This is a genomic window from Anaerospora hongkongensis, from assembly GCF_004339805.1.
GTDB classification, from domain to species: domain Bacteria; phylum Bacillota; class Negativicutes; order Sporomusales; family DSM-15969; genus Anaerospora; species Anaerospora hongkongensis.
This window is the reverse complement of the sequence record NZ_SLUI01000002.1, coordinates 19,398-38,888: the sequence shown is the minus strand read 5'-3', so window position 1 is coordinate 38,888 and position 19,491 is coordinate 19,398. Positions and strand designations below refer to the sequence as shown.

General features: G+C 48.3%; 21 protein-coding genes and 1 riboswitch. Of the genes, 15 read left to right on the top strand and 6 right to left on the bottom strand.

From position 1 onward, the window contains the following. The first annotated feature begins 49 nt into the window (after positions 1–49). Complete coding sequence (gene aroF / locus EV210_RS02635) at positions 50–1,051, top strand: 3-deoxy-7-phosphoheptulonate synthase (protein WP_132075224.1); 1,002 nt, start codon at positions 50–52, stop codon at positions 1,049–1,051. A gap of 56 nt (positions 1,052–1,107) precedes the next feature. On the opposite strand, the gene EV210_RS02630 is transcribed toward aroF, so the two are convergent. Beyond that, the gene (locus EV210_RS02630) at positions 1,108–1,812 is read right to left on the bottom strand and encodes a C40 family peptidase (RefSeq protein WP_132075221.1); all 705 of its coding nucleotides are present in this window, start codon (positions 1,810–1,812) and stop codon (positions 1,108–1,110) included. Positions 1,813–2,009: 197 nt separating this feature from the next. On the opposite strand from EV210_RS02630, the gene EV210_RS22460 reads away from it, so the two are divergent. From EV210_RS22460 to EV210_RS02600, 7 genes are all read left to right on the top strand, one after another. Then, the gene (locus EV210_RS22460; RefSeq protein ID WP_165898761.1) at positions 2,010–2,156 is read left to right on the top strand and encodes a hypothetical protein; all 147 of its coding nucleotides are present in this window, start codon (positions 2,010–2,012) and stop codon (positions 2,154–2,156) included. A gap of 110 nt (positions 2,157–2,266) precedes the next feature. Continuing rightward, a complete protein-coding gene (locus EV210_RS02625; RefSeq protein WP_132075218.1) occupies positions 2,267–2,887 on the top strand; it encodes a TetR/AcrR family transcriptional regulator in 621 nt (206 codons plus the stop codon). A gap of 73 nt (positions 2,888–2,960) precedes the next feature. Beyond that, positions 2,961–3,989, top strand: a complete 1,029-nt coding sequence (locus EV210_RS02620) for an HlyD family secretion protein (protein ID WP_243650405.1) — start codon at positions 2,961–2,963, stop codon at positions 3,987–3,989. Positions 3,990–4,005: 16 nt separating this feature from the next. Further along, complete coding sequence (locus tag EV210_RS02615; protein WP_132075215.1) at positions 4,006–5,574, top strand: DHA2 family efflux MFS transporter permease subunit; 1,569 nt, start codon at positions 4,006–4,008, stop codon at positions 5,572–5,574. A 31-nt stretch (positions 5,575–5,605) separates the two neighbouring features. Beyond that, positions 5,606–7,024: a GntP family permease gene (locus EV210_RS02610; protein ID WP_132075212.1), complete on the top strand. Its 1,419-nt coding sequence runs from the start codon at positions 5,606–5,608 to the stop codon at positions 7,022–7,024. A 121-nt stretch (positions 7,025–7,145) separates the two neighbouring features. Continuing rightward, a complete protein-coding gene (dcuC, locus tag EV210_RS02605; RefSeq protein WP_132075209.1) occupies positions 7,146–8,519 on the top strand; it encodes a C4-dicarboxylate transporter DcuC in 1,374 nt (457 codons plus the stop codon). A 47-nt stretch (positions 8,520–8,566) separates the two neighbouring features. Next, on the top strand, positions 8,567–8,887 hold the full coding sequence (locus EV210_RS02600; RefSeq protein ID WP_132075206.1) for a YbjQ family protein: 321 nt from the start codon (positions 8,567–8,569) through the stop codon (positions 8,885–8,887). A gap of 62 nt (positions 8,888–8,949) precedes the next feature. On the opposite strand, the gene EV210_RS02595 is transcribed toward EV210_RS02600, so the two are convergent. From EV210_RS02595 to EV210_RS02580, 4 genes are read right to left on the bottom strand one after another with little or no spacing between them, the layout of a single operon-like run. Beyond that, positions 8,950–9,768 carry a MetQ/NlpA family ABC transporter substrate-binding protein gene (locus EV210_RS02595; RefSeq protein ID WP_132075203.1) on the bottom strand — a complete coding sequence of 273 codons (819 nt, stop codon included), beginning with the start codon at positions 9,766–9,768 and terminating at the stop codon, positions 8,950–8,952. A 21-nt stretch (positions 9,769–9,789) separates the two neighbouring features. Then, the gene (locus EV210_RS02590; RefSeq protein ID WP_132075200.1) at positions 9,790–10,617 is read right to left on the bottom strand and encodes a MetQ/NlpA family ABC transporter substrate-binding protein; all 828 of its coding nucleotides are present in this window, start codon (positions 10,615–10,617) and stop codon (positions 9,790–9,792) included. Between the two features lie 41 nt (positions 10,618–10,658). Further along, positions 10,659–11,312, bottom strand: a complete 654-nt coding sequence (locus EV210_RS02585) for a methionine ABC transporter permease (RefSeq protein WP_132075197.1) — start codon at positions 11,310–11,312, stop codon at positions 10,659–10,661. Further along, positions 11,281–12,339 (bottom strand): methionine ABC transporter ATP-binding protein, encoded by a 1,059-nt coding sequence (locus tag EV210_RS02580; protein WP_132075194.1) that lies wholly within the window; start codon positions 12,337–12,339, stop codon positions 11,281–11,283. The genes EV210_RS02585 and EV210_RS02580 overlap by 32 nt, the downstream gene beginning before the upstream one ends. 68 nt (positions 12,340–12,407) lie before the next feature. Next, a riboswitch (SAM riboswitch) is annotated at positions 12,408–12,516 on the bottom strand. A gap of 176 nt (positions 12,517–12,692) precedes the next feature. Between EV210_RS02580 and EV210_RS02575 the strand changes: the two genes are divergently transcribed. Genes EV210_RS02575 through EV210_RS02565 form a run of 3 tightly spaced genes read left to right on the top strand, consistent with a single transcriptional unit; the run spans position 12,693 to position 14,727 of the window. Continuing rightward, positions 12,693–12,992: a YerC/YecD family TrpR-related protein gene (locus tag EV210_RS02575; RefSeq protein WP_132075191.1), complete on the top strand. Its 300-nt coding sequence runs from the start codon at positions 12,693–12,695 to the stop codon at positions 12,990–12,992. A 17-nt stretch (positions 12,993–13,009) separates the two neighbouring features. Further along, positions 13,010–14,194, top strand: a complete 1,185-nt coding sequence (gene hisZ, locus EV210_RS02570) for an ATP phosphoribosyltransferase regulatory subunit (RefSeq protein ID WP_132075188.1) — start codon at positions 13,010–13,012, stop codon at positions 14,192–14,194. A 5-nt stretch (positions 14,195–14,199) separates the two neighbouring features. Further along, a complete protein-coding gene (locus tag EV210_RS02565) occupies positions 14,200–14,727 on the top strand; it encodes an HD domain-containing protein (RefSeq protein ID WP_132075185.1) in 528 nt (175 codons plus the stop codon). Here EV210_RS02565 and EV210_RS02560 read toward each other — a convergent pair. Continuing rightward, positions 14,724–15,677, bottom strand: a complete 954-nt coding sequence (locus EV210_RS02560) for a D-2-hydroxyacid dehydrogenase (RefSeq protein WP_132075182.1) — start codon at positions 15,675–15,677, stop codon at positions 14,724–14,726. The two genes, EV210_RS02565 and EV210_RS02560, sit on opposite strands and share 4 nt — an antisense overlap. 160 nt (positions 15,678–15,837) lie before the next feature. Between EV210_RS02560 and hisG the strand changes: the two genes are divergently transcribed. Genes hisG through hisB form a run of 4 tightly spaced genes read left to right on the top strand, consistent with a single transcriptional unit; the run spans position 15,838 to position 19,488 of the window. Further along, positions 15,838–16,500: an ATP phosphoribosyltransferase gene (gene hisG, locus EV210_RS02555; protein ID WP_132075179.1), complete on the top strand. Its 663-nt coding sequence runs from the start codon at positions 15,838–15,840 to the stop codon at positions 16,498–16,500. Further along, complete coding sequence (hisD, locus tag EV210_RS02550; protein ID WP_132075177.1) at positions 16,500–17,849, top strand: histidinol dehydrogenase; 1,350 nt, start codon at positions 16,500–16,502, stop codon at positions 17,847–17,849. Before hisG ends, hisD begins: the two co-directional genes overlap by 1 nt. Next, on the top strand, positions 17,843–18,904 hold the full coding sequence (hisC, locus tag EV210_RS02545; RefSeq protein ID WP_132075174.1) for a histidinol-phosphate transaminase: 1,062 nt from the start codon (positions 17,843–17,845) through the stop codon (positions 18,902–18,904). Before hisD ends, hisC begins: the two co-directional genes overlap by 7 nt. Then, positions 18,901–19,488: an imidazoleglycerol-phosphate dehydratase HisB gene (gene hisB / locus EV210_RS02540; protein ID WP_132075171.1), complete on the top strand. Its 588-nt coding sequence runs from the start codon at positions 18,901–18,903 to the stop codon at positions 19,486–19,488. Before hisC ends, hisB begins: the two co-directional genes overlap by 4 nt. The last annotated feature ends 3 nt before the right edge of the window (positions 19,489–19,491 follow it).

Below are 19,491 nucleotides of genomic sequence, written 5' to 3'. Positions count from 1 at the left end.
GCTAGCTTTCAGGTAAACGACTTCAAATTAGTATGAGGGGGAACAAACGATGTTAGTTGTTATGAAACCAGGGGCTCCGCAAGCGGAAGTAGAAAAAATTCATAGGAAGTTGATGACCATGGATGTGGAAGTTACCTTTATTGAAGGTTCGGAAAGAAACGTATTCGCCTTAGTGGGAGATACTACCAAGCTGGATTTAAGTACAATAGCTGTAAACGGCAATGTGGAAAAGGTCATGCGGGTCCAGCAGCCCTATAAGCTGGCCAGCCGGACGTACCATCCGGAGGATACGGTGATTGCCATCGGTGACTGTAAGTTTGGCGGCGGTCATAAGGCGGTCATTGCCGGGCCCTGCTCAGTAGAAAGTATTGAGCAGATGGTTCATACGGCAGAGCTGGTGAAAAAGGCGGGTGCTGCTATGCTGAGAGGCGGCGCTTACAAGCCGCGGACCTCACCGTATACATTCCAGGGCTTGGGGGAGGAAGGGTTGAAGATGCTGGCAAAGGCCAGGGAAGCTACAGGACTGCCTTTTGTCACCGAGGTTATGGATGTGGAAACCTTTGATACGGTGGAGTATTATGCCGACCTTATTCAAATTGGCGCCAGAAACATGCAGAACTTTCAATTGCTGAAAAGAGCGGGGAAAAGCGGCAAACCTATTTTGCTGAAACGGGGGTTGAGCGCCACATTGGAAGAGTTTTTAATGGCTGCCGAATACATTATGGCCGGCGGCAATTCGCAAATCATTCTGTGCGAGCGCGGTATCCGGACCTTTGACACGTATACCCGCAATACGCTGGATATCAGCGTAATTCCGGCAGTGAAAGAGTTAAGTCATTTACCGATCATTGTTGACCCCAGCCATGCTAGCGGCAAATGGGCGATGGTGGAACCGCTTTCCAAAGCAGCAATGGCCATCGGAGCCGACGGACTGATTATTGAGGTCCACCATCAGCCTGAGCTGGCGCTGTGTGACGGGGCTCAGTCCTTAAAGCCGCACAAGTTTGAGCGTCTGATGGAATCGGTACAAAAAATACTGGCAGTGGTATAAATAAAAACAAGGCACAAACGAATATTGTTTGTGCCTTGTTTTACAATCTTGAGGACTTAATTTTGAATATACCGGCGCGCGCCAATATAATGCTCTACATAGTAGGTGTCACTCAAATCGGAAATTGTGACTTGCTCATTTGCTGAACTGGCATGAATAAAGTTGCCGTCTCCCATATAGAAGCCGACGTGTGAGGCGCCTTCTTTATACGTAGTGAAGAACACCAGGTCGCCGACCCGTAATTGAGACTTGTCCACCGGTGTACCTGTCGCGAACTGCTCAGCGGCAGTGCGGGGAATGGTAATGCCATTTTGTTTCATTACATATTGGGTGAATCCGGAACAGTCAAAGCCAGCAGTTGTCGTTCCACCCCATACATAAGGAACACCCATGTATTTTTTCGCAGTAGCAATTAATGCGTTGCCGGTAGCTGTTGCCTGAGCTGAGCCAGTGTTTGCACTGGTTGAAGTGTCAGGCAGGCCGGCAATTTTATTAATTGATACCGGAGGAGTAGCCGCATTTGACGACCCGGTGCTCGACATATTGCTAAAAAGTTTGCCCAGTAATAGGCCCATTAGTATATTCATGAAGCTGTTACCGGAAGATGAATTCGAGGAGCTGCTGCCGGAAGCACTACTGTTAGCAGTGGTTTGCGACAACAGGTCGTTAACCGAGAAGGCATATGCCGGTACAGCCGGTGTGGCAATTGTTGTAGTGAGAGCCAGCAATAGAGCAACTGCTGTTGTCTTACGTTTGCTCATTGTTTACCTCCTAGTGACATGTAGTACCGGCAGTATAATAAATACCAGAATCGGTATATCTGCCGGGCATCTACTATGATAGCATAAAAGTATAGTTATGTAAACTTGGTAAGGAAATCCAAAAAAAGCTTAACTTATTACCATTTTCTTTCGATAATAGTAATAAGAACATACCATAAGCCAAGGAGGGCGTTACTATGGTACCGAGAGTAGCCGTCGTGCAAAGGATTGATTTGCAAAACCGCGATCAGCAGACTAACCCGGAACAGCTGAAACGGAAATCCAAGAACAACTTCAAAGAAGTTTTCGCAGCAGCCGTTCGCAAGGTTGCGTGTAAAAAATAGAGCCTGGAGGCTCTATTTTTTTTTGATATTATGTTGCTATTATTCTATTTGTTGACAGTATATTTTGGACTTCCTATAATGAGAGTAGTGAAAAGAATAGGGAGGCCACTATGAAGTACTTTCGTGAATCCGGGGAGGACGAAAATCGGTCCAAACGGGAACAAATCCTGGATGCCGCTTATCAAATATTTTCTCAAAAAGGGTATCACCGGACCACTATTGATGAGATAATTGCACTGGCAGACACAGGAAAAGGAACAGTATATAATTATTTCGTCAACAAGGAGCAATTATTTTACACGCTTATCCGGGAAAAAAGCGCACCTTTTGAGGTGGCACTGGCCGAACTCGTTCAATCACCGCAGCCGCCACTTGTCAAGGTCGAAGCCGTTATTAAACTGTTTCTCAGGTTTTATGTGCATAATGCTGATCTCTGGCGGGTTATGATGCATGAAATGCGCGGTTTTGGCTCAAAAGGTCAATCGAATTTAAAACCGGAGCAGCAGGAGAAGTATCGCGACTGGTTCCGGCAAAGCATCGGGATGCTGGAAAAAGTTTTGCACGAGGGAATTGAGCAAGGCGTTATCCGCGAATGCGATGTTACCAAATCTGCCTATGGTTTATTCAGTGTAATCGTCATGATGGTCTTTCAAAAACTGGTAGGTGACGATATTGACGGCACCGCGAAATCTATTGCCGATATTTTTCTTTATGGCGTAGCCCGGCAATAATTTTTTTTGTTTAAAAGGTGACCATTGGGTCAACTGGTGATTCAGCAGTGTTTAGCAGGGAGAGGGATAAAAAGTGGAGGAAAAACAAACTCCGAATGAGAAAAAGCCGAAGATCGTCATGGTGTTGTTAGCCGTTTTTGTTATGGCAGGAATCCTTGGTGGCGGCGGTTGGTGGTATTACTCTACCAAATATGTCACTACCGATGATGCACGGATTGGCGGGACGATTGTAACCACCAGCGCCAAAATACCGGGGCGTATTACGGAAGTACTGATTAAAGAAGGCGATCAGGTTACATATGGGCAAATTGTAGCCCGCATTGAAACCCGGGAAATCATAGCACAGAAACAACAGGCAGAAGCAGCACTGGCTACGGCGAAAGCCCGGTATGAAGAAATAACTGCCGGAGCCCGTCCGCAGGAAATTGATCAGGCTCGGTCGGCTTTTGATCAGGCTAAAGCCAGCCTGGATAATGCAGCCCGGAATGATGAACGCATGGAAAAGCTGTACCGTGACGGGGCTATCAGTTCTGCTCAGCGGGACAGTGCGGATACCGCCTATGTTATTGCCCGGGAAACATACAAGAGTTCCGGAGAGAAGCTGGATCTCGTTCTAGCCGGTTCCCGTGATGAAGCGGTAAGAGCGGCTGCAGCGCAGGTTAGACAGGCCGAGGCAGCTTTGGAGGCTGCACAGGCAACGCTGGATAACGCCACCATAACAGCACCGGTCAGCGGGCTGGTTGCGCTGAAGTCAGTGAATCCCGGCGAAGTCGTGTCTGCCGGGCAGGCCTTATTTACCATAGCCGACCTGCAGGATGTCTGGGTGAGCGCCCGGATTGAGGAGACAAAGATCGGAAAAGTAAAACCAGGTCAGCAGGTGGAGTATACGGTTGACGGTTATCCTGGCCGGACTTTTACCGGCACAGTTTATGAAGTGGGGGCTGCCGCCAATTCGGTTTTTGCCCTGATTCCAACAGAAAATTCGTCAGGGAATTTCACGAAAGTAACCCAGCGCATTCCCATAAAAATATCGCTGCCCAAAGACAGCGATGTGGTATTTAGACCAGGTATGTCAGTGCTTATTAAAGTTCATATTGGATAGTAGAGAAGGGATTGCCATGTTTACCATTCCCCGTTTGGATATTTCAGAGCAAAGTTACAAGTGGTGGGCTTTAGGTGTTACGATTATCGGTGGGTTTATGAGTATTCTTGATACGAGTATTGTTAATATCGCCATTCCGAAAATGATGGCGGTATTTTCTGTTGATACCGATCAGGCCCAGTGGATCTTAACTGCTTATATGCTGACCATGGGGGTTATCCAGCCTGCTACCGGTTATTTTTGTGATGTGTATGGCACCAGGCGCATGTATTTGTTCAGCCTGGCCGTATTTACAATCGGCTCAGTATTGTGCGGTATTGCCTGGAGCAATGACAGCATGATCGTATTCCGGGTTATTCAGGCCATTGGCGGCGGCTTAATTATTCCGGTTACCATGTCCATCGTTTACTATGTATTTACGCCTCAGGAGCGCAATATGGCGATGGGAATATGGGGAATATCGGCGATGGTGGCTCCCGCTGTAGGCCCTACACTGAGCGGTTACCTGGTTGAATACTGGGATTGGCGGCTGATTTTTACCATTAATTTGCCGATTGGCGTGATCGGCTATGTACTGGCGGCGCTTATTTTAAAAGAAACCCCGGTTTCCCGTACGCAAAAACTCGATGCAGGTGGTTTAATTACTTCGGCCCTGGGGCTGTTCTGTCTGCTGCTGGCGTTGAGTGAAGGTACGGATGAGGGCTGGACGTCGGCCTATATCCTGGGGCTGTTTTATGTTGCCATTACCAGTCTAATTCTGTTTGTTGTTATTGAGCTCAATCATGATAATCCAATACTGGACCTAACGCTATTTAAGAACTGGAATTTTTCTCTTAGTATTATGATTACCTTTATTGGTACGATTGGGTTATTTGGCGGTATATTCCTAGTTCCGCTGTTTATGGAGAATATGCGGGGCTATACGGCGATGCAGACAGGAATTCTGATGTTTCCTTCGGCATTAACGGCCGGATTAATGATGCCCATAGCGGCTAAGCTTGCCGATAAATTCGGAGCCAAGCCGGTGATTCTCAGCGGCATAACTTTGCTGGGAATAGGCTCGCTGCCGTTTCGCTTCATTGATATGGATACGAGCTATACGACAATACTGTTTGTAATGGTTGTTCGGGGTCTTGGTTTGGGATTATTTATGATGCCGGTAACTGTTCTGGGAATGAATACGGTACCAATGGAAAAAATAAGCCGAGCCTCTTCGTTGAATAATGCTATCCGGCAAGTCAGCGGCTCACTGGGAATTGCTATTTTGACGACAGTCATTAATAACCGTCAGGTCTTTCATTTGGCGCAGTTGTCTGAAGCGTTTACCGTAGCCTCGCGGACAGCCAATCAATTTATTAATGAAGGGCAGAAATTATTCAGCCACACAGGCAGTATAGCGTCTGCTGCCCACCTGAAAGCCCTGGTGCTGACGAGCAATGTTGTCAGCCAGCAGTCTTTTGTCTTTGCCTTCGATGATGCTTTTTTGGTACTGGCCCTGATTTGCTTTGTCGGCGTACTTCCTTCCGCCTTATTGTTGCCGGCGAAAAAAGACGCTGGCCGTGCTCAGCACGTTATGGTGGAATGACTCAAAATCTATAAAAGAATAAGGAGACCAAATGGAATTAGCAGCAATTGCACTTAGCCTTTTCTTACTCATGTATTTTGCTTTCCGCGGGTATTCAATTATTTTATTTGGTCCCGTTTTTGCTTTGGTGGCGGCAGCTGCCAGCCCTTTTCAGCTCATGCCTGTTTACAGCGAATTGTTTATGACCAAGGCAGCTGAGTTTTTTAAGATGTATTTTTCCATTATTCTGCTGGGAGCAGTATTTGCCAAGATCATGGAAGATGCCGGTATGGCTAAGTCCATAGCCGGAGCTATTGTAGGCCGCCTGGGCCGGAAACAGGCGATTTTGGCCACCATTCTTGGCTGTTCGGCCTTAACCTATGGTGGATTAAGCGTGTTTGTCGTTGTTTTTGTTATGTATCCGTTTTCAGCCGCTTTGTTCCGCCAGGCTGATATACCGAAGCGATTAATTCCGGCCACCATCTGGCTGGGCGTATATACCTTTAGTATGGTCGCTTTCCCGGGGTCACCGCAAATTCAAAACATTATTCCCACAACCTTCTATGGAACCACTACCTGGGCGGCGCCGATTACAGGCATTCTCAGCGGTCTGATGATTTTTGGACTGGGCTACGGCTGGCTGGGATACCGGCATCGCACGGCGGCAGCCCGGGGCGAAGGGTACGGCAATCACGTTTTGCATGAACCGCAGCTTAAGGAGGAGCAGGGATTGCCGCACTGGTCACTTTCGCTGGTTCCCCTGGTGGCAGTCGTAACGGTTAATCTTTACTTCAGCAACCCTTTTCAGTGGTCCTGGGCCTATAGCTGGGATCCGGCCAGCCTGATTCCGTTTCAGGCGCTGAAGCTGTCGCTGCTGAGCCCTTCCGTAGAAAAAGTACGGGCCCTTTGGTCCTTAAATATGGCTTTGATTGTCGGCATATTGCTGGCCCTTGCTATTGGGCGGAAAAACCTCAGAAAGCATAGCAATATGAAAACGGTGCTGAATGCGGGGACGGCAAGCTCTCTTATGGCGGTTTTGAATACCGCATCAGGCTACGGGTATGGCAGTGTAGTTGCCAGTCTGCCGGGGTTTGAGGCTGTGAAAGCAGCTCTGATGCAGATTAAAATTGGTACCGGACCGCTGATTTCCGAAGCAATTACTGCTAATATCCTGGTTGGTATCACCGGTTCGGCCTCCGGCGGTCTGACGATTGCCCTCGGTATGCTGGGTCAGGAATATCTGGCCTGGGCCCAGGCCGTTAACATGCCGCCTGATATATTGCACCGCATTATCTGCCTGGCTGCAGGCGGCTTGGATAGTTTGCCGCATAATGGCAGCCTGATTACGGTAATCATTGTTTGTGGATTAACCCATCGTCAGGCCTATGGCGATATTTTTGCGATTACTTTATTAAAAACGATGGTGCCGTTTCTCTTTATTGTTTTTTATCAGATTACGGGATGGTTATAAAATGTCCAGTCTGAGAGGATACCCTCTCAGATTTTTTTTATTATCCATATGCGGAAAGCGAAACTCGTGATAGAATGAGAATGGCCATAGTTTGAATTATATAAAAATAGGAGGGTTATGGATGGTGTCAATAGTAGCGGCACTTTTGGTTACTATTTGGGTCGGGTATTTAATTGTTAAAAAGTACAAACCCCAGCCTGTCTTGTTTCTGGCAGGTATCATTTTAATGCTTATTGCAGTTGTTTTTGGGCTGGGAACTATACTTTCACCGAAGGACAGTACCGGACTGGTTTTCTTTGATATGTTTGAGGTGATTAAGAAGACCCTGAGCTCGCGCGCTGCCGGGCTGGGCTTAAATATCATGGCTGTCGGCGGCTTTGCCCGCTATATGGATCATATCGGCGCCAGCAAGGTGCTGGTCCGCATTGCAATCAAGCCGCTGGAAAAGCTGCATGCTCCGTATCTTGTCCTGGCAGCAGCCTACTTAACAGGCCAGGTGCTGGGCTTATTCATCAACAGTGCTTCGGGACTGGGGCTGCTATTGATGGTAACCATGTATCCCATTCTGGTCAGTCTTGGTGTAAGCCGCTTGTCGGCAACAGCTGTAATCGGTACAACCCTATGTCTTGACTGGAGCCCCGGCGATACAGGGAGCATATTGTCGGCCACCACGGCTGGCCTGGATATTACAACGTACTGGACGCAGTATCAGGTTCCTGTGGCCTTGACGGTTATGGCAGTTGTAGCGACGCTTCACTATGTCGTACAGCAGTGGTTTGACAAACGGGAAGATCATGTGGTACAGAAAACGGCGGTAGTGAAAGATGAAACGAAAAAAGAGGAAGCGCTGCCACCGACTTTTTATGCGGTGCTGCCGACAATTCCGCTGATTCTGATTTTAGCCTTCAGCAATCTGTTGTTTGCTTCCATTAAAATGGATATTGTTAATGCCATGCTGATCAGTGTATTTATTACGATGGTTGTCGAATATATCCGTTATCGTGATGGCAGAAAGATCTTTACGGATATCCAGATCTTTTTTGATGGCATGGGAATTCAGCTGGCCACTGTTGTTACGCTAATCGTAGCAGGCGAAACTTTTGCGCATGGCTTGAAAACAATCGGAGCCATTGATGCCATTATTAATTCCGCACAGACGGCAGGCTTAGGAGCCGCCGGTATGATTATTGTTATGGTCAGCATTATCGCCGTGTCCTCGGTTGTCATGGGCTCAGGCAATGCGCCTTTCTTCGCTTTTGCCGCATTGACACCTACAGTTGCTGCTAAAATGGCAGTTGCTCCTGTGCTAATGCTGCTGCCGATGCACTTTGCTGCCAGCCTGGCGCGCAGTGTATCACCCATTACAGCTGTTATTGTCGTTGTTTCCGGCATGGCCGGTGTTTCGCCGGTTGATGTCGTTAAGCGGACTGCCATTCCCATGGCAGGCGGTTTAATCGTGAATGTTGCCGCAACATTTTTATACTTCTACCGGTAAGGGATTTAGGCTATACTAATGGTAGGCTACCGTAGAGGAGGATTACCATGATTGTTACAACTACATCCCAGTTGGAAGGGTATCAAATTACACGCTATATTGGTATTGTCAGCGGTGAAGTTGTTATGGGGACCAATGCGATCCGTGACTTCTTAGCCGGATTAAGCGATTTTTTTGGCGGCAGAAGCACTTCATATGAGAATTCACTTGCCAAAAGCGTGAATTCCGTATTGGCTGAATTACAGGAGAGAGCTGCTGCGATGGGAGCTGATGCCGTAATCGGTGCTCAGCATTCTATCTCTACTGTCGGGGAAGGATTAATGATGATTGTCATAATCGGTACGGCAGTAAAAGTAACACCGAAATAAGAAGCAAATAGAAATGACCTGCCCGATAATGGGGCAGGTCATTTTTGATGTAGGGAAGGTATTTACCAGGCTGCTACAACAGAGCCTTTGAAATGTTCCTGGACGAATTGCTTCACTTCTTCCGAATGATACGCTTTTACGAATTTCTGGAAGGCCGGATTTTCTTTATCCTTGGTGCGGACGGCAATGATATTGGCATAAGGAGAATTAGGATCTTCCAAAGCAATAGCGTCTTTCGTCGGTACGAGGCCGGCTGTCATGGCATAGTTGGTATTAATAGCCGCTAAATCGATATCATCCAGGGAGCGGGGAATTTGCGCGGCATCCAGTTCTTTGATTTTCAGGTTTTTGGTGTTTTCTGCAATATCGATAACAGCAGCTTTGAGGCCGGCATTCGGCTTCAGTTTGATTAAGCCCACTTTTTCGAGCAGCAGCAGGGCACGTCCACCGTTGGTCGGATCATTGGGAATGGCGATGGTGGCACCTGGCTGGAGCTCATTAATATTTTTTACTTTTTTGGAGTAAATCCCCATGGGGAAGATAACGGTTTTTGCTAAGAAAGAGATTTCATATTTCCGGTCGGCGATGATATTATCCAGATAAGGCTGATGCTGGAAGCTGTTTAAGTCAATATCACCCTGATTAAGAGCGACATTAGGCTGAATATAGTCATTGAACTCGACTACTTCAATCTTTAAGCCATCCTTTTCAGCCACTTTTTTTACAATATCCATAACCTCAGCGTGAGGACCGGCAGTTACGCCGACTTTTAGCGGTTTATCACTAGCAGTTTTAGTTGTCTGACTGCTGCCGCAGCCTGTCAGGCCAAGTGCAAATACAACAGCCAAGGAAAGCGCGGTTGTTTTAACCCATTTTTTCATGGTAGAAGCCTCCTAGTATGATTAAAATGCAGGAACTACGGCACCTTGATATTTTTCATTGATGAATTTCTTTACTTCTTCGGAAGTCAAAGCTTTCGTCAGCTTCTGAATTTCGGGGCGGTTTTCGTCGCCTTTACGTACAGTCAGGATATTCACGTAAGGGGAATCATTCTGCTCAATGAACAGAGCATCTTTGGTGGGGACTAATTTTGCTTCCAGTGCATAGTTGGTATTAATAACGGCTAGCGCTACATCATCCAGAGAACGGGGCAACTGGGGGGCTTCCAGCTCAGAAATTTTGAGGTTTTTCGGATTATCGGTAATGTCTTTAACCGTAGCGTTTACGCCAACCCCGTCTTTCAGTTTGATCAGTCCGGCTTTTGCAAGCAGGGCAAGAGCGCGTCCGCCGTTAGTCGGGTCATTGGGGATAGCTACCTGAGCGCCTGTGCTTACTTCGTTAATATTTTTCACTTTTTTGGAGTAAACACCCATTGGTTCAATGTGAACGGCTGCAGTGTAGGTCAGCTGCAGATTGCGTTCGGCAGCGAATTTGGTCAGATAAGGGATATGTTGAAAGAAGTTGGCATCCAGTTCTTTTTCGGCGACCGCCACATTAGGACGGACATAATCGGAGAATTCTACGATTTGCAGATCAATACCGTCTTTTTCCAATAAGGGTTTAACAACTTTTAAAATCTCAGCATGGGGAACAGCGGTTGCGCCTACCTTTACCACCGTTTTTGCCGCTTGACCAGGCGCTTTAGCAGAGTTGTTGGTCGAACTGCCGCAGCCAGCGGCAACCAAAGCAAGAGTAAGCAGGGAGATAAGTAAGAGAGCCAGTTTTTTCACAATAATTCCTCCTGAATGTTTAATATGTTTTTATTTTGTAATTATTTTTTGTTTAGCCGGCGGGAGAGATAGTCTCCCCCCGACTGGACCAGCTGTACTTGGGCGATAAGGATGACAACGGTGGCCAGCATAATATCGGCCCGGAACCGCTGGTAGCCGTAGCGGATTGCCAGGTCGCCCAGGCCGCCGCCGCCGATAGCTCCGGCCATTGCCGAGTAGCCAATGAGGCTGATAATGGTAATGGTTAGACCAAGAATAATCGCGGGCAGTGCTTCCGGCAATAAGACCTTCTTAATAATTTCCCAGGGCGAAGCTCCCATTGCCTGAGCGGCCTCGATTACACCGTGATCAACTTCTTTTAAGGCTGCTTCCACAATCCGCCCGACAAAGGGGATGGCCGCAATGGTTAAGGGAACAATTGCCGCATTGGTTCCGATCGAAGTTCCGACAATCATCCGGGTAATCGGGATAATTGCCACCATTAGAATGATGAACGGCGTAGAACGGGCGGCATTGACGATTGCACCTAATACGCTGTTTACAGGGAGATTCTCCAGGATGTGACCCTTATCAGTCGTAACCAGTATGACGCCGAGGGGAATGCCGATCAAGGCGGACACAAAAGCCGAGATTGCTACCATATACGTTGTTTCCAGTAAAGCTTCAACCAGCAGCGCGAGCATTTCTTGCGACATAGCCAATCACCTCAATTCCTAAGTCTTTCGCCCGTAAGTAGTTCAGGGCGCTTTCAATGTTTTGCTGTTCTCCTGACAGTTCCACAAGCAGGGTGCCGAAAGGAGTGCTTTGGATATGGTCAATGTTGCCGTAGAGGATACTGGTATCCACATTGAAGCGGCGAATCATCCCGGCAATAATTGGCTCTCCCGCGGCATGACCGATAAAGGAGAGACGAAGCACTAAATTGCCGTCGGGCAGGGGAGTATCGGAAAAGCTGGTGTCCAGGAAAATATCCGGTAAATCGTAATTGATGATCGCCCGGATAAATTCGCGGGTAGTTGCCGACTTAGGCTTGGTGAAGATATCCAGCACCGGCCCCTGTTCAATGATCAGACCGCCTTCAATAACAGCAACGTGGTGGCAGATTTCCTTAATTACCTGCATTTCGTGAGTAATTAAAACAATTGTCAGCTTGAGCTTCTCATTGATGCTTTTCAATAAATCAAGAATGGATTTTGTTGTCTGCGGATCAAGGGCGGAGGTAGCTTCATCACAGAGCAGCACCAGCGGCTTGCTGGCAAGTGCCCGGGCGATGCCGACCCGCTGTTTTTGGCCGCCGCTCAACTGTGACGGATATTGATCTTTTTTGTCTGTTAAGCCGACCAGTTCCAGGAGCGGCAATACATCGGCGGCAATTTCCGCCTTGCTTTTGCCTGCCAGTTCCAGCGGAAAGGCAACATTGTCATATACTGTCCGGGAAGAGAGCAGATTAAAATGCTGAAAGATCATGCCGATCTTTTTTCGCATATTTCTCAGGTCCTGCTCGTTCATTGTCGTTAATTCCTGATTGTCTACCGTTACACTGCCTGTGGAGGGCTGTTCCAGCATATTGATGCAGCGGATAAGGGTGCTTTTGCCGGCGCCGCTTTTTCCGATAACACCGAAGATCTCACCTTGTTCGATTTTAAGATCTATGCCTTTAAGGGCCTGCACCTGTCCGGCTGAGCCCTGGTAGGTCTTTGTAATACCTGACAATTTAATCATGGTCTAACTGCTCCTTTCTAAAAAAACAAAAACCTCTTCGCACAGACGAAGAGGTTACTAACCTTTTATCTTCATCTGCCGGGATTAAATCCCGTGGAATTGGCACCGTTTTCACATAAAAGTGAATGGTTGCCGCGGCGTCATTGGGCCAGTCCCTCAGCCAACTCTTGATGAAATGAGTTTTCTATGTAGTTTGATGTAACAAATAGTATCATGGTAGTGTAAACATGTCAAGTAAAAAAATATTGCGTTTTTATCACAAAGTAAAGAAAAAAAGGATTAAAGAAAGGAAAAAGATGTTTATACTAGAATAGTATTGATAATGAAAAGAATCCAGTGAAGGAGCGATGACCATGACGGTCAATCCGAAATTAAAGGATGCCCTGACAGATCAATTGTTTAAAGCGGTTTTGGCGCTTAAGTCGGAAGAGGAATGCTATCAGTTTTTTGAAGATATTTGTACAATCAGCGAATTAAAATCACTGGCGCAGCGCCTGGAAGTTGCCCGTATGCTGCAGGAAGGACATATCTATGATGATATTGTCCTGAGAACGGGGGCCAGTACAGCAACAATCAGCCGGGTTAAACGCTGCCTCCATTACGGGGCTGACGGTTATAAGGTAATTTTAGACCGCTTAAAGGAAAACAGTTGATAGGAGTGACAGCATAAATGAAACAGGATTATGTACCGCAGATCCCCTATGGCACGCGTGATTTCTTGCCCCGTGAGGCGGGGCGCAAGCGGGTGGTGGAAGCCGGCCTTGCTCAGCTGTTCAGCAGCTGGGGCTATGATGAAGTGGTTACTCCCACCTTTGAGTATTTAGAGACGCTGCTGGTGGGGTCAGCTAATGATGCCGAGCAGCATATGTTTAAGTTTTTGGACAAGAATAATCGTATATTGGCGCTGCGCCCGGATATGACGACTCCCATAGCTAGGATTGCCGCTACCCGCATGCGCGAAGCAGGAGCGCCGCTGCGCTTGTTCTATCTGACGAATGTTTTTCGCTATGAACTGGCTCAGGCGGGCCGGCAATGTGAATTTTACCAGGCTGGGATTGAACTCCTGGGGGCTCCGGGACCAGCAGCCGATGCGGAAATCATTGCGTTGGCAGTTGCGGCAATGCAGGAGGCAGGTCTCACGCAGTTCCAGGTCAGCCTTGGACAGGTGGATTTTATTAATGGAATTATGGCGGAGAGTGAATTAAGCGCTTCTCAGCAGCAGCTAGTCAAGGCGGCAATTATTCGCCGGGATCTGGTAGGTCTGGGCGAAATACTCAGGACCAGCGGTTTAAGTGCTGCTATGCAGGGCTTCTTACAGAGTATTCCTGTGCTGCATGGACGGCAGGAAGTATTTGAGCAGGCGTATAAAATGGCACCTAATGCAGTCAGCCGGGGAGCACTTGATAATCTGGCGGATATTTACCGGCTGCTGACCAGCTATGGTGTAGAACAGCATGTTAACTTTGATCTTGGACTAATCCGTGATTTTGACTATTATACCGGTATGGTATTTGAAGGATATACACCGGGACTAGGCTTTCCGGTCTGCGGCGGCGGCAGGTATGATAAAATGCTGGCCTCCTTCGGCAGTGACAGTCCTGCTACCGGATTTGCTCTTGGTATTGAGCGGGTGCTGTTAGCGCTCGAACGGCAGGGATTAAGCACACCGCCTGCAGCTAAGGACTGCTATGTGGCGTGGCAGGAAAATAGCCTGCCCGAGGCGATTGCGGCTGCAAACGAGCTTAGAGCCGAAGGGTGGCGGGTAGAACTCGCTCTGGAACCGCAAAGCAGGGAGGATGCAGCTATCAGCATGTGCCAGCGCTGCTGCGCCAAGCTTCATTATATAGGCGGATAAAGGGTATGTTAAAACGAGTGAAACAAGTTGTTAAGGCACTGACAGCAGCAATAACCGAAGCTGACCGTGAATTTGTCAGCCGTGAGCTTCTTGCAGCCGAACAGCAGCTATTCTGGAACATGAATAAGCCAGACCAGCGCCATGCCCTCGATGTGGCATATACGGCGCTGCGCCTGGCTGAAGGGCGGTCTGATATTAATCAGCAGCTGCTGATTCAATGTGCGTTGCTGCATGATGTGGGAAAAGTAAAGGGCGACGTCAGTACGTTTGATAAAATAGCGGCAGTTATTGCGCATAAAGCAGCGCCTCATTGGGCGAAACGCTGGGCAAAAGCAGGACGGGGCAGCCGGGTAGCCAATTTGCGTCATGCGTTTCATACCTATTTCCATCATGCCGAACGCAGTGCTGAATTCTTACAACAAAGCGGCAGCAATGCCGCGGTAGTTGCCATTGTACGCCGCCACCACCAGGCTGAGCTGCCGGAGGATCCGCCGGAGCTTACCCTGCTCCGGACCGCTGATGATTTGAATTAATAGCCTTTGAGCTTATCGACTACATTTTCCATTTCGCTGTTTTGGATGAACCGGCCCAGATTGTCGGCGAAGAGCTTCATTGCCCGGTCGAGATAAGCCGGTGACAAGGCGGCCAGATGGGGAGTGAGAATGACATTGGGCATTGCCCACAAGGGACTGTCTTTGGACAGGGGTTCGTGATCAAAGACATCAAGCCCGGCGCCCTGGATCAACTCCTGTTCAAGAGCTTGAATGAGATCCGTTTCCTTAACTACTGCACCGCGGGCAATATTAATGAAATAGGCGGACCGTTTCATGGACTGGAAGTGCTCCAGCCGGAAAAAATTGTTTGTTTCTTCTGTCAGCGGCAATGCTGCTACCACAAAGTCAGCTTCTCCCAGCATTTCATGGATACGGTCCGGTGTATACAGCTCATCTACAAAAATTTCTGTTGTCATTTCCCGTTTGACGGCAATCACGTTCATTCCCAGGCCCTTAGCCTTTTTGGCGATTGTCCGGCCGATACTGCCAAGCCCTACGATCGCAATGGTTTTATCCTGAATTTCCTCAGTGGGAACCCGTTTCCAAACTTTTTGCTGCTGCTGCCGGATTAGGAGATTCAAGCCTCGCGTGAAAGCAAGCATCAGACTTAAGACATGTTCTGCAACCGGGATGCCATGAATCCCTTTAGAATTGGTTACAATAGTATCGCTTGCCTGCATTTCAGGAAAGGTTAATTTTTCTACACCGGCGCTTAAGGCATGAACCCACTTTAACTTAGGGGCCGCCTGATACAGTGAGCGGATATCCATCCAGCCCCAGGTGATTAAGATATCAGCGTTACCAATGTATTGTCTGGCGTCTTCCAAATTAGTAGTGTGGATGATGGTATCAGGTGCAACATTATTGATTTTTTCAATATGCCGGTCTGCTAACGGATTGAGTACTAAAATATTGAGTGCGGGTGCCATAGTGAACCCCCTTTATATATTGGTAGTATTCTCCAAATACTTCTACATATTCACCAAAAATCCTACAAGAGGAATTGACCTTTCTTTTTAAAGATGATAATATATTAACATGTTAATCCTTTAATATGTTAAAGGAAATAAAAATCACAGGAGCGAAGCTATGACTTCCAGTGATATGAATTATTTAACGATTGCGTTACCAAAAGGTAAATTATTTGATCTCTCCGCCAATCTGCTGGCCAAGGTGGGATTTACAGCTGAAGGACTGAGCGAAAACTCCCGTAAGCTGGTTATCACCAATGAAGCTGCTAAAATCCGCTTTATTATCACAAAAACGCAGGACCTGCCTACGTACGTAGAGTATGGCGCGGCGGACATCGGTATTATCGGTAAAGATGTTCTGCTGGAAGAAAACAAAAATGTATATGAGCTGCTGGATTTAAAATACGGCTTTTGCCGGCTGATGGCTGCTGTTCCCCAAAGTCTGCTGCAGGAAAAAATGAGTGACTATGCTCATATGCGGGTAGCGACAAAATATCCACGCGTTGCGGAACAATATTTTCACAGCCTTGGTATCCAAATGGAGATTATAAAATTGAATGGTTCCATCGAACTGGCGCCGATGGTTGGTCTGGCGGAACTGATTGTGGATATTGTCGAGACAGGCCGGACTCTTAAGGAAAACAATCTGATCGAAGTGGCCAGCATTCATCCGGCTACTGCCCGGTTGATTGCTAACCGGGTCAGTTTTAAAATGAAATTTGACCGCATTCATAAATTGAGTGAGGACCTTAAGTGTCTATTGGAAAGCGAGGCCAAATAATGAAACGTTACCAAACAAAAGACATGACCGCGGCTGAACTGAAAAAAGTACTGGTGAAACCCAGCTTTGACCATGTTACGCTTGGCGAAGGAGCGAAGCAGCGCATCCGCCAGGTCTTTGGCAAAGAGCTGACGGCGGCTCAGGTAGTGGATACCATTGTTGCTGCTGTGCGGGAGCACGGTGATGAAGCGGTTATCCAATATACCCGGGAAATAGACGGTGCCGATATAACGGCAGCCGCGCTGGAGGTGCGGGACGAGGAAATTGCTGCTGCCTATACTCTGGTGGACAGCGAAACACTGGCGGCCATTCGGCAGGCAGCAGCTAATGTCAGGCGTTTTCATGAAGAACAGCTGCCGCGATCCTGGTTTACCGAACGGGAGCACGGCTCTCTGTTAGGGCAGAAATGCATTCCGCTGGAAAGAGTGGGCATTTATGTACCTGGGGGAACGGCTACTTACCCGTCTTCGGTAATTATGAATGCCGTTCCCGCTTCAGTCGCAGGGGTGAAAGAGATTATTATGGTAGTGCCTCCGGCGAAAGATGGTTCGGTAAATCCGTATGTACTTACTGCTGCCCGGGAAGCGGGCGTAACGCGTATCTTTAAAATCGGCGGAGCCCAGGCTATTGCCGCATTGGCTTTTGGTACCGGACTGGTTCCGAAAGTAGATAAAATTACCGGACCGGGCAATATTTTTGTGACCCTTGCTAAAAAAGCCGTTTATGGGTACTGCGATATTGATATGCTGGCCGGCCCCAGTGAGATTTTGATCGTTGCCGACCAGACAGCCGACAAACGATATATCGCTGCCGATATGCTCAGCCAGGCGGAGCATGATGTACTGGCTTCCAGCATTTTGATTACCGACAGTGCCGAACTGGCAGCAGCCGTAGAAACCGAACTGGCCGTTCAATTGGAGCAACTGCCCAGAAAAGAAATTGCCGAGCAGGCTTTGCAGCGCAATGGTCTGATTTTAGTGACCGAGTCCATTTTGGAAGCAATGGAACTGGCCAATCTTTCAGCACCGGAGCATTTGGAGATTCTCACTGCCGAACCTTTTGGTCTGCTGCCATATGTGAAACATGCCGGGGCGGTATTCCTGGGTCCCTGGTCGCCAGAACCGCTGGGCGATTATTTAGCGGGGCCTAATCACGTGCTGCCTACCGGCGGAACAGCCCGCTTTTATTCGGTGTTAAACGTCGAGACCTTTATGAAGAAAACCAGCATTATTGCCTATAGCCAACAGGCATTACAGGCCGCCAGCCAACAAGTCATCCGGCTGGCTGAGGCCGAAGGCCTCGAAGCTCATGCAAATGCCATTCGCGTCAGGAGGGACAGGTTATGCTAATAAGACCGGGACTGGATCAGCTCAAGCCTTATTCAGTGGAAGAAACGGAATTCCCGATTAAACTCGATGCCAATGAACGGGCATCCAATCTGCCGGCGGCTGTGCTGCAGGAAGTAACTGACCGGCTGGGAGAATTAGCGTTCAATCGCTATCCGGATATCGGAATTACCGGACTCAGGGACAAAATTGCCAAAGCAATGAATTTCTCACGGGATAATGTTGTTGTGGGAAATGGGTCAAGCGAATTATTGGCTGCTTTATGCTATGCCTTTGGCGGCACGGGACGGAGCATCGTTTTTCCGACGCCGTCCTTTTCCATGTATGGTATTTATACAAAGATGGCCGACAGTCAGGCAGTGCCGGTTCCACTTAAGGCAGATTATTCGCTGTCTGCCGATGAGGTACTTACAGCTGCAGCTGACAGTCAGGCGAGCCTGATTCTGCTTTGTAATCCCAATAATCCCACAGGCAATGCAATTCCCATGGAAACAATTGAAGCCATTGTCGCTGGGGCAGCTTGCCCTGTCGTAGTAGATGAAGCGTATTATGAATTCCATGGCCATTCGGCAATTGGGCTGCTTGCCAGGTATACCAATCTGATTATTACCCGGACGTTTTCCAAAGCATACGGACTGGCTTCCGCCCGGGTAGGATATCTGCTGGCTGCGCCGGAACTCACAGCCGTACTAGGGAAGGTTTTAATGCCGTATCATGTTAATGCGTTGTCGCTGGCAGCAGCGGAAGTGGTCTACGACCGGCGGAAGGCGTTTGAGCCGGATATTGATTTGGCGATACGTGAACGGCAGCGGCTGATTGACAGCCTTAATTTAGTTGACGGGCTGACCGTTTATCCGTCGCAGGCAAATTTCGTCCTGGTAAAAGCGGCCGACAGTAAGGGCTTAACCGGCTGGTTGACCGCTAATGGAATTGGGGTGCGTGACTTCGGCAGTGCTCCTGCGCTGGAGGGATGCATACGCGTTACCGTCGGAACAGTAGAAGAGAATAACGTTCTTCTCCAGGCGGTAGCTGCCTATGTACAGCAGGTGAAAGCATGAGCCGGTCAGCCAGGATAGAGCGCCGCACAGCTGAGACAAACATTTGCGCAGCACTTAGTCTTGATGGCAAAGGCCAGTCGGCCATTCAAACAGGAATTGGTTTTTTTGATCATATGCTGACCTTATGGGCAAAGCATGGTTTGTTCGATCTTCAGCTTACAGCTGAAGGTGATTTATATATTGACGGTCATCACACGGTAGAAGATACCGGGATTGTTCTTGGCAAAGCCTTGGCGGAAGCTGTCGGCGATAAGGCTGGCATCCGCCGTTACGGCACAGCTTTTGTGCCGATGGATGAAACTTTGGTCCAGGTCTCGCTGGATATCAGCGGACGGCCTTTTCTCCATTATGATGTGAATCCCAGGGTTGAACGTATCGGCAATTTTGATACAGAGCTGGTGGAAGAGTTTTTGCGGGCTTTGGCCGATAATGCCGGACTGACATTACACGTCATACTGCAGCATGGCAAGAATGGCCATCACATTATTGAAGCAGTATTTAAAGCCCTTGGCCGGGCGCTGGATGAGGCTACCCGTAAGGATGAACGGATAGTCGGTGTTTTATCCACCAAGGGAAGCTTATAAAGG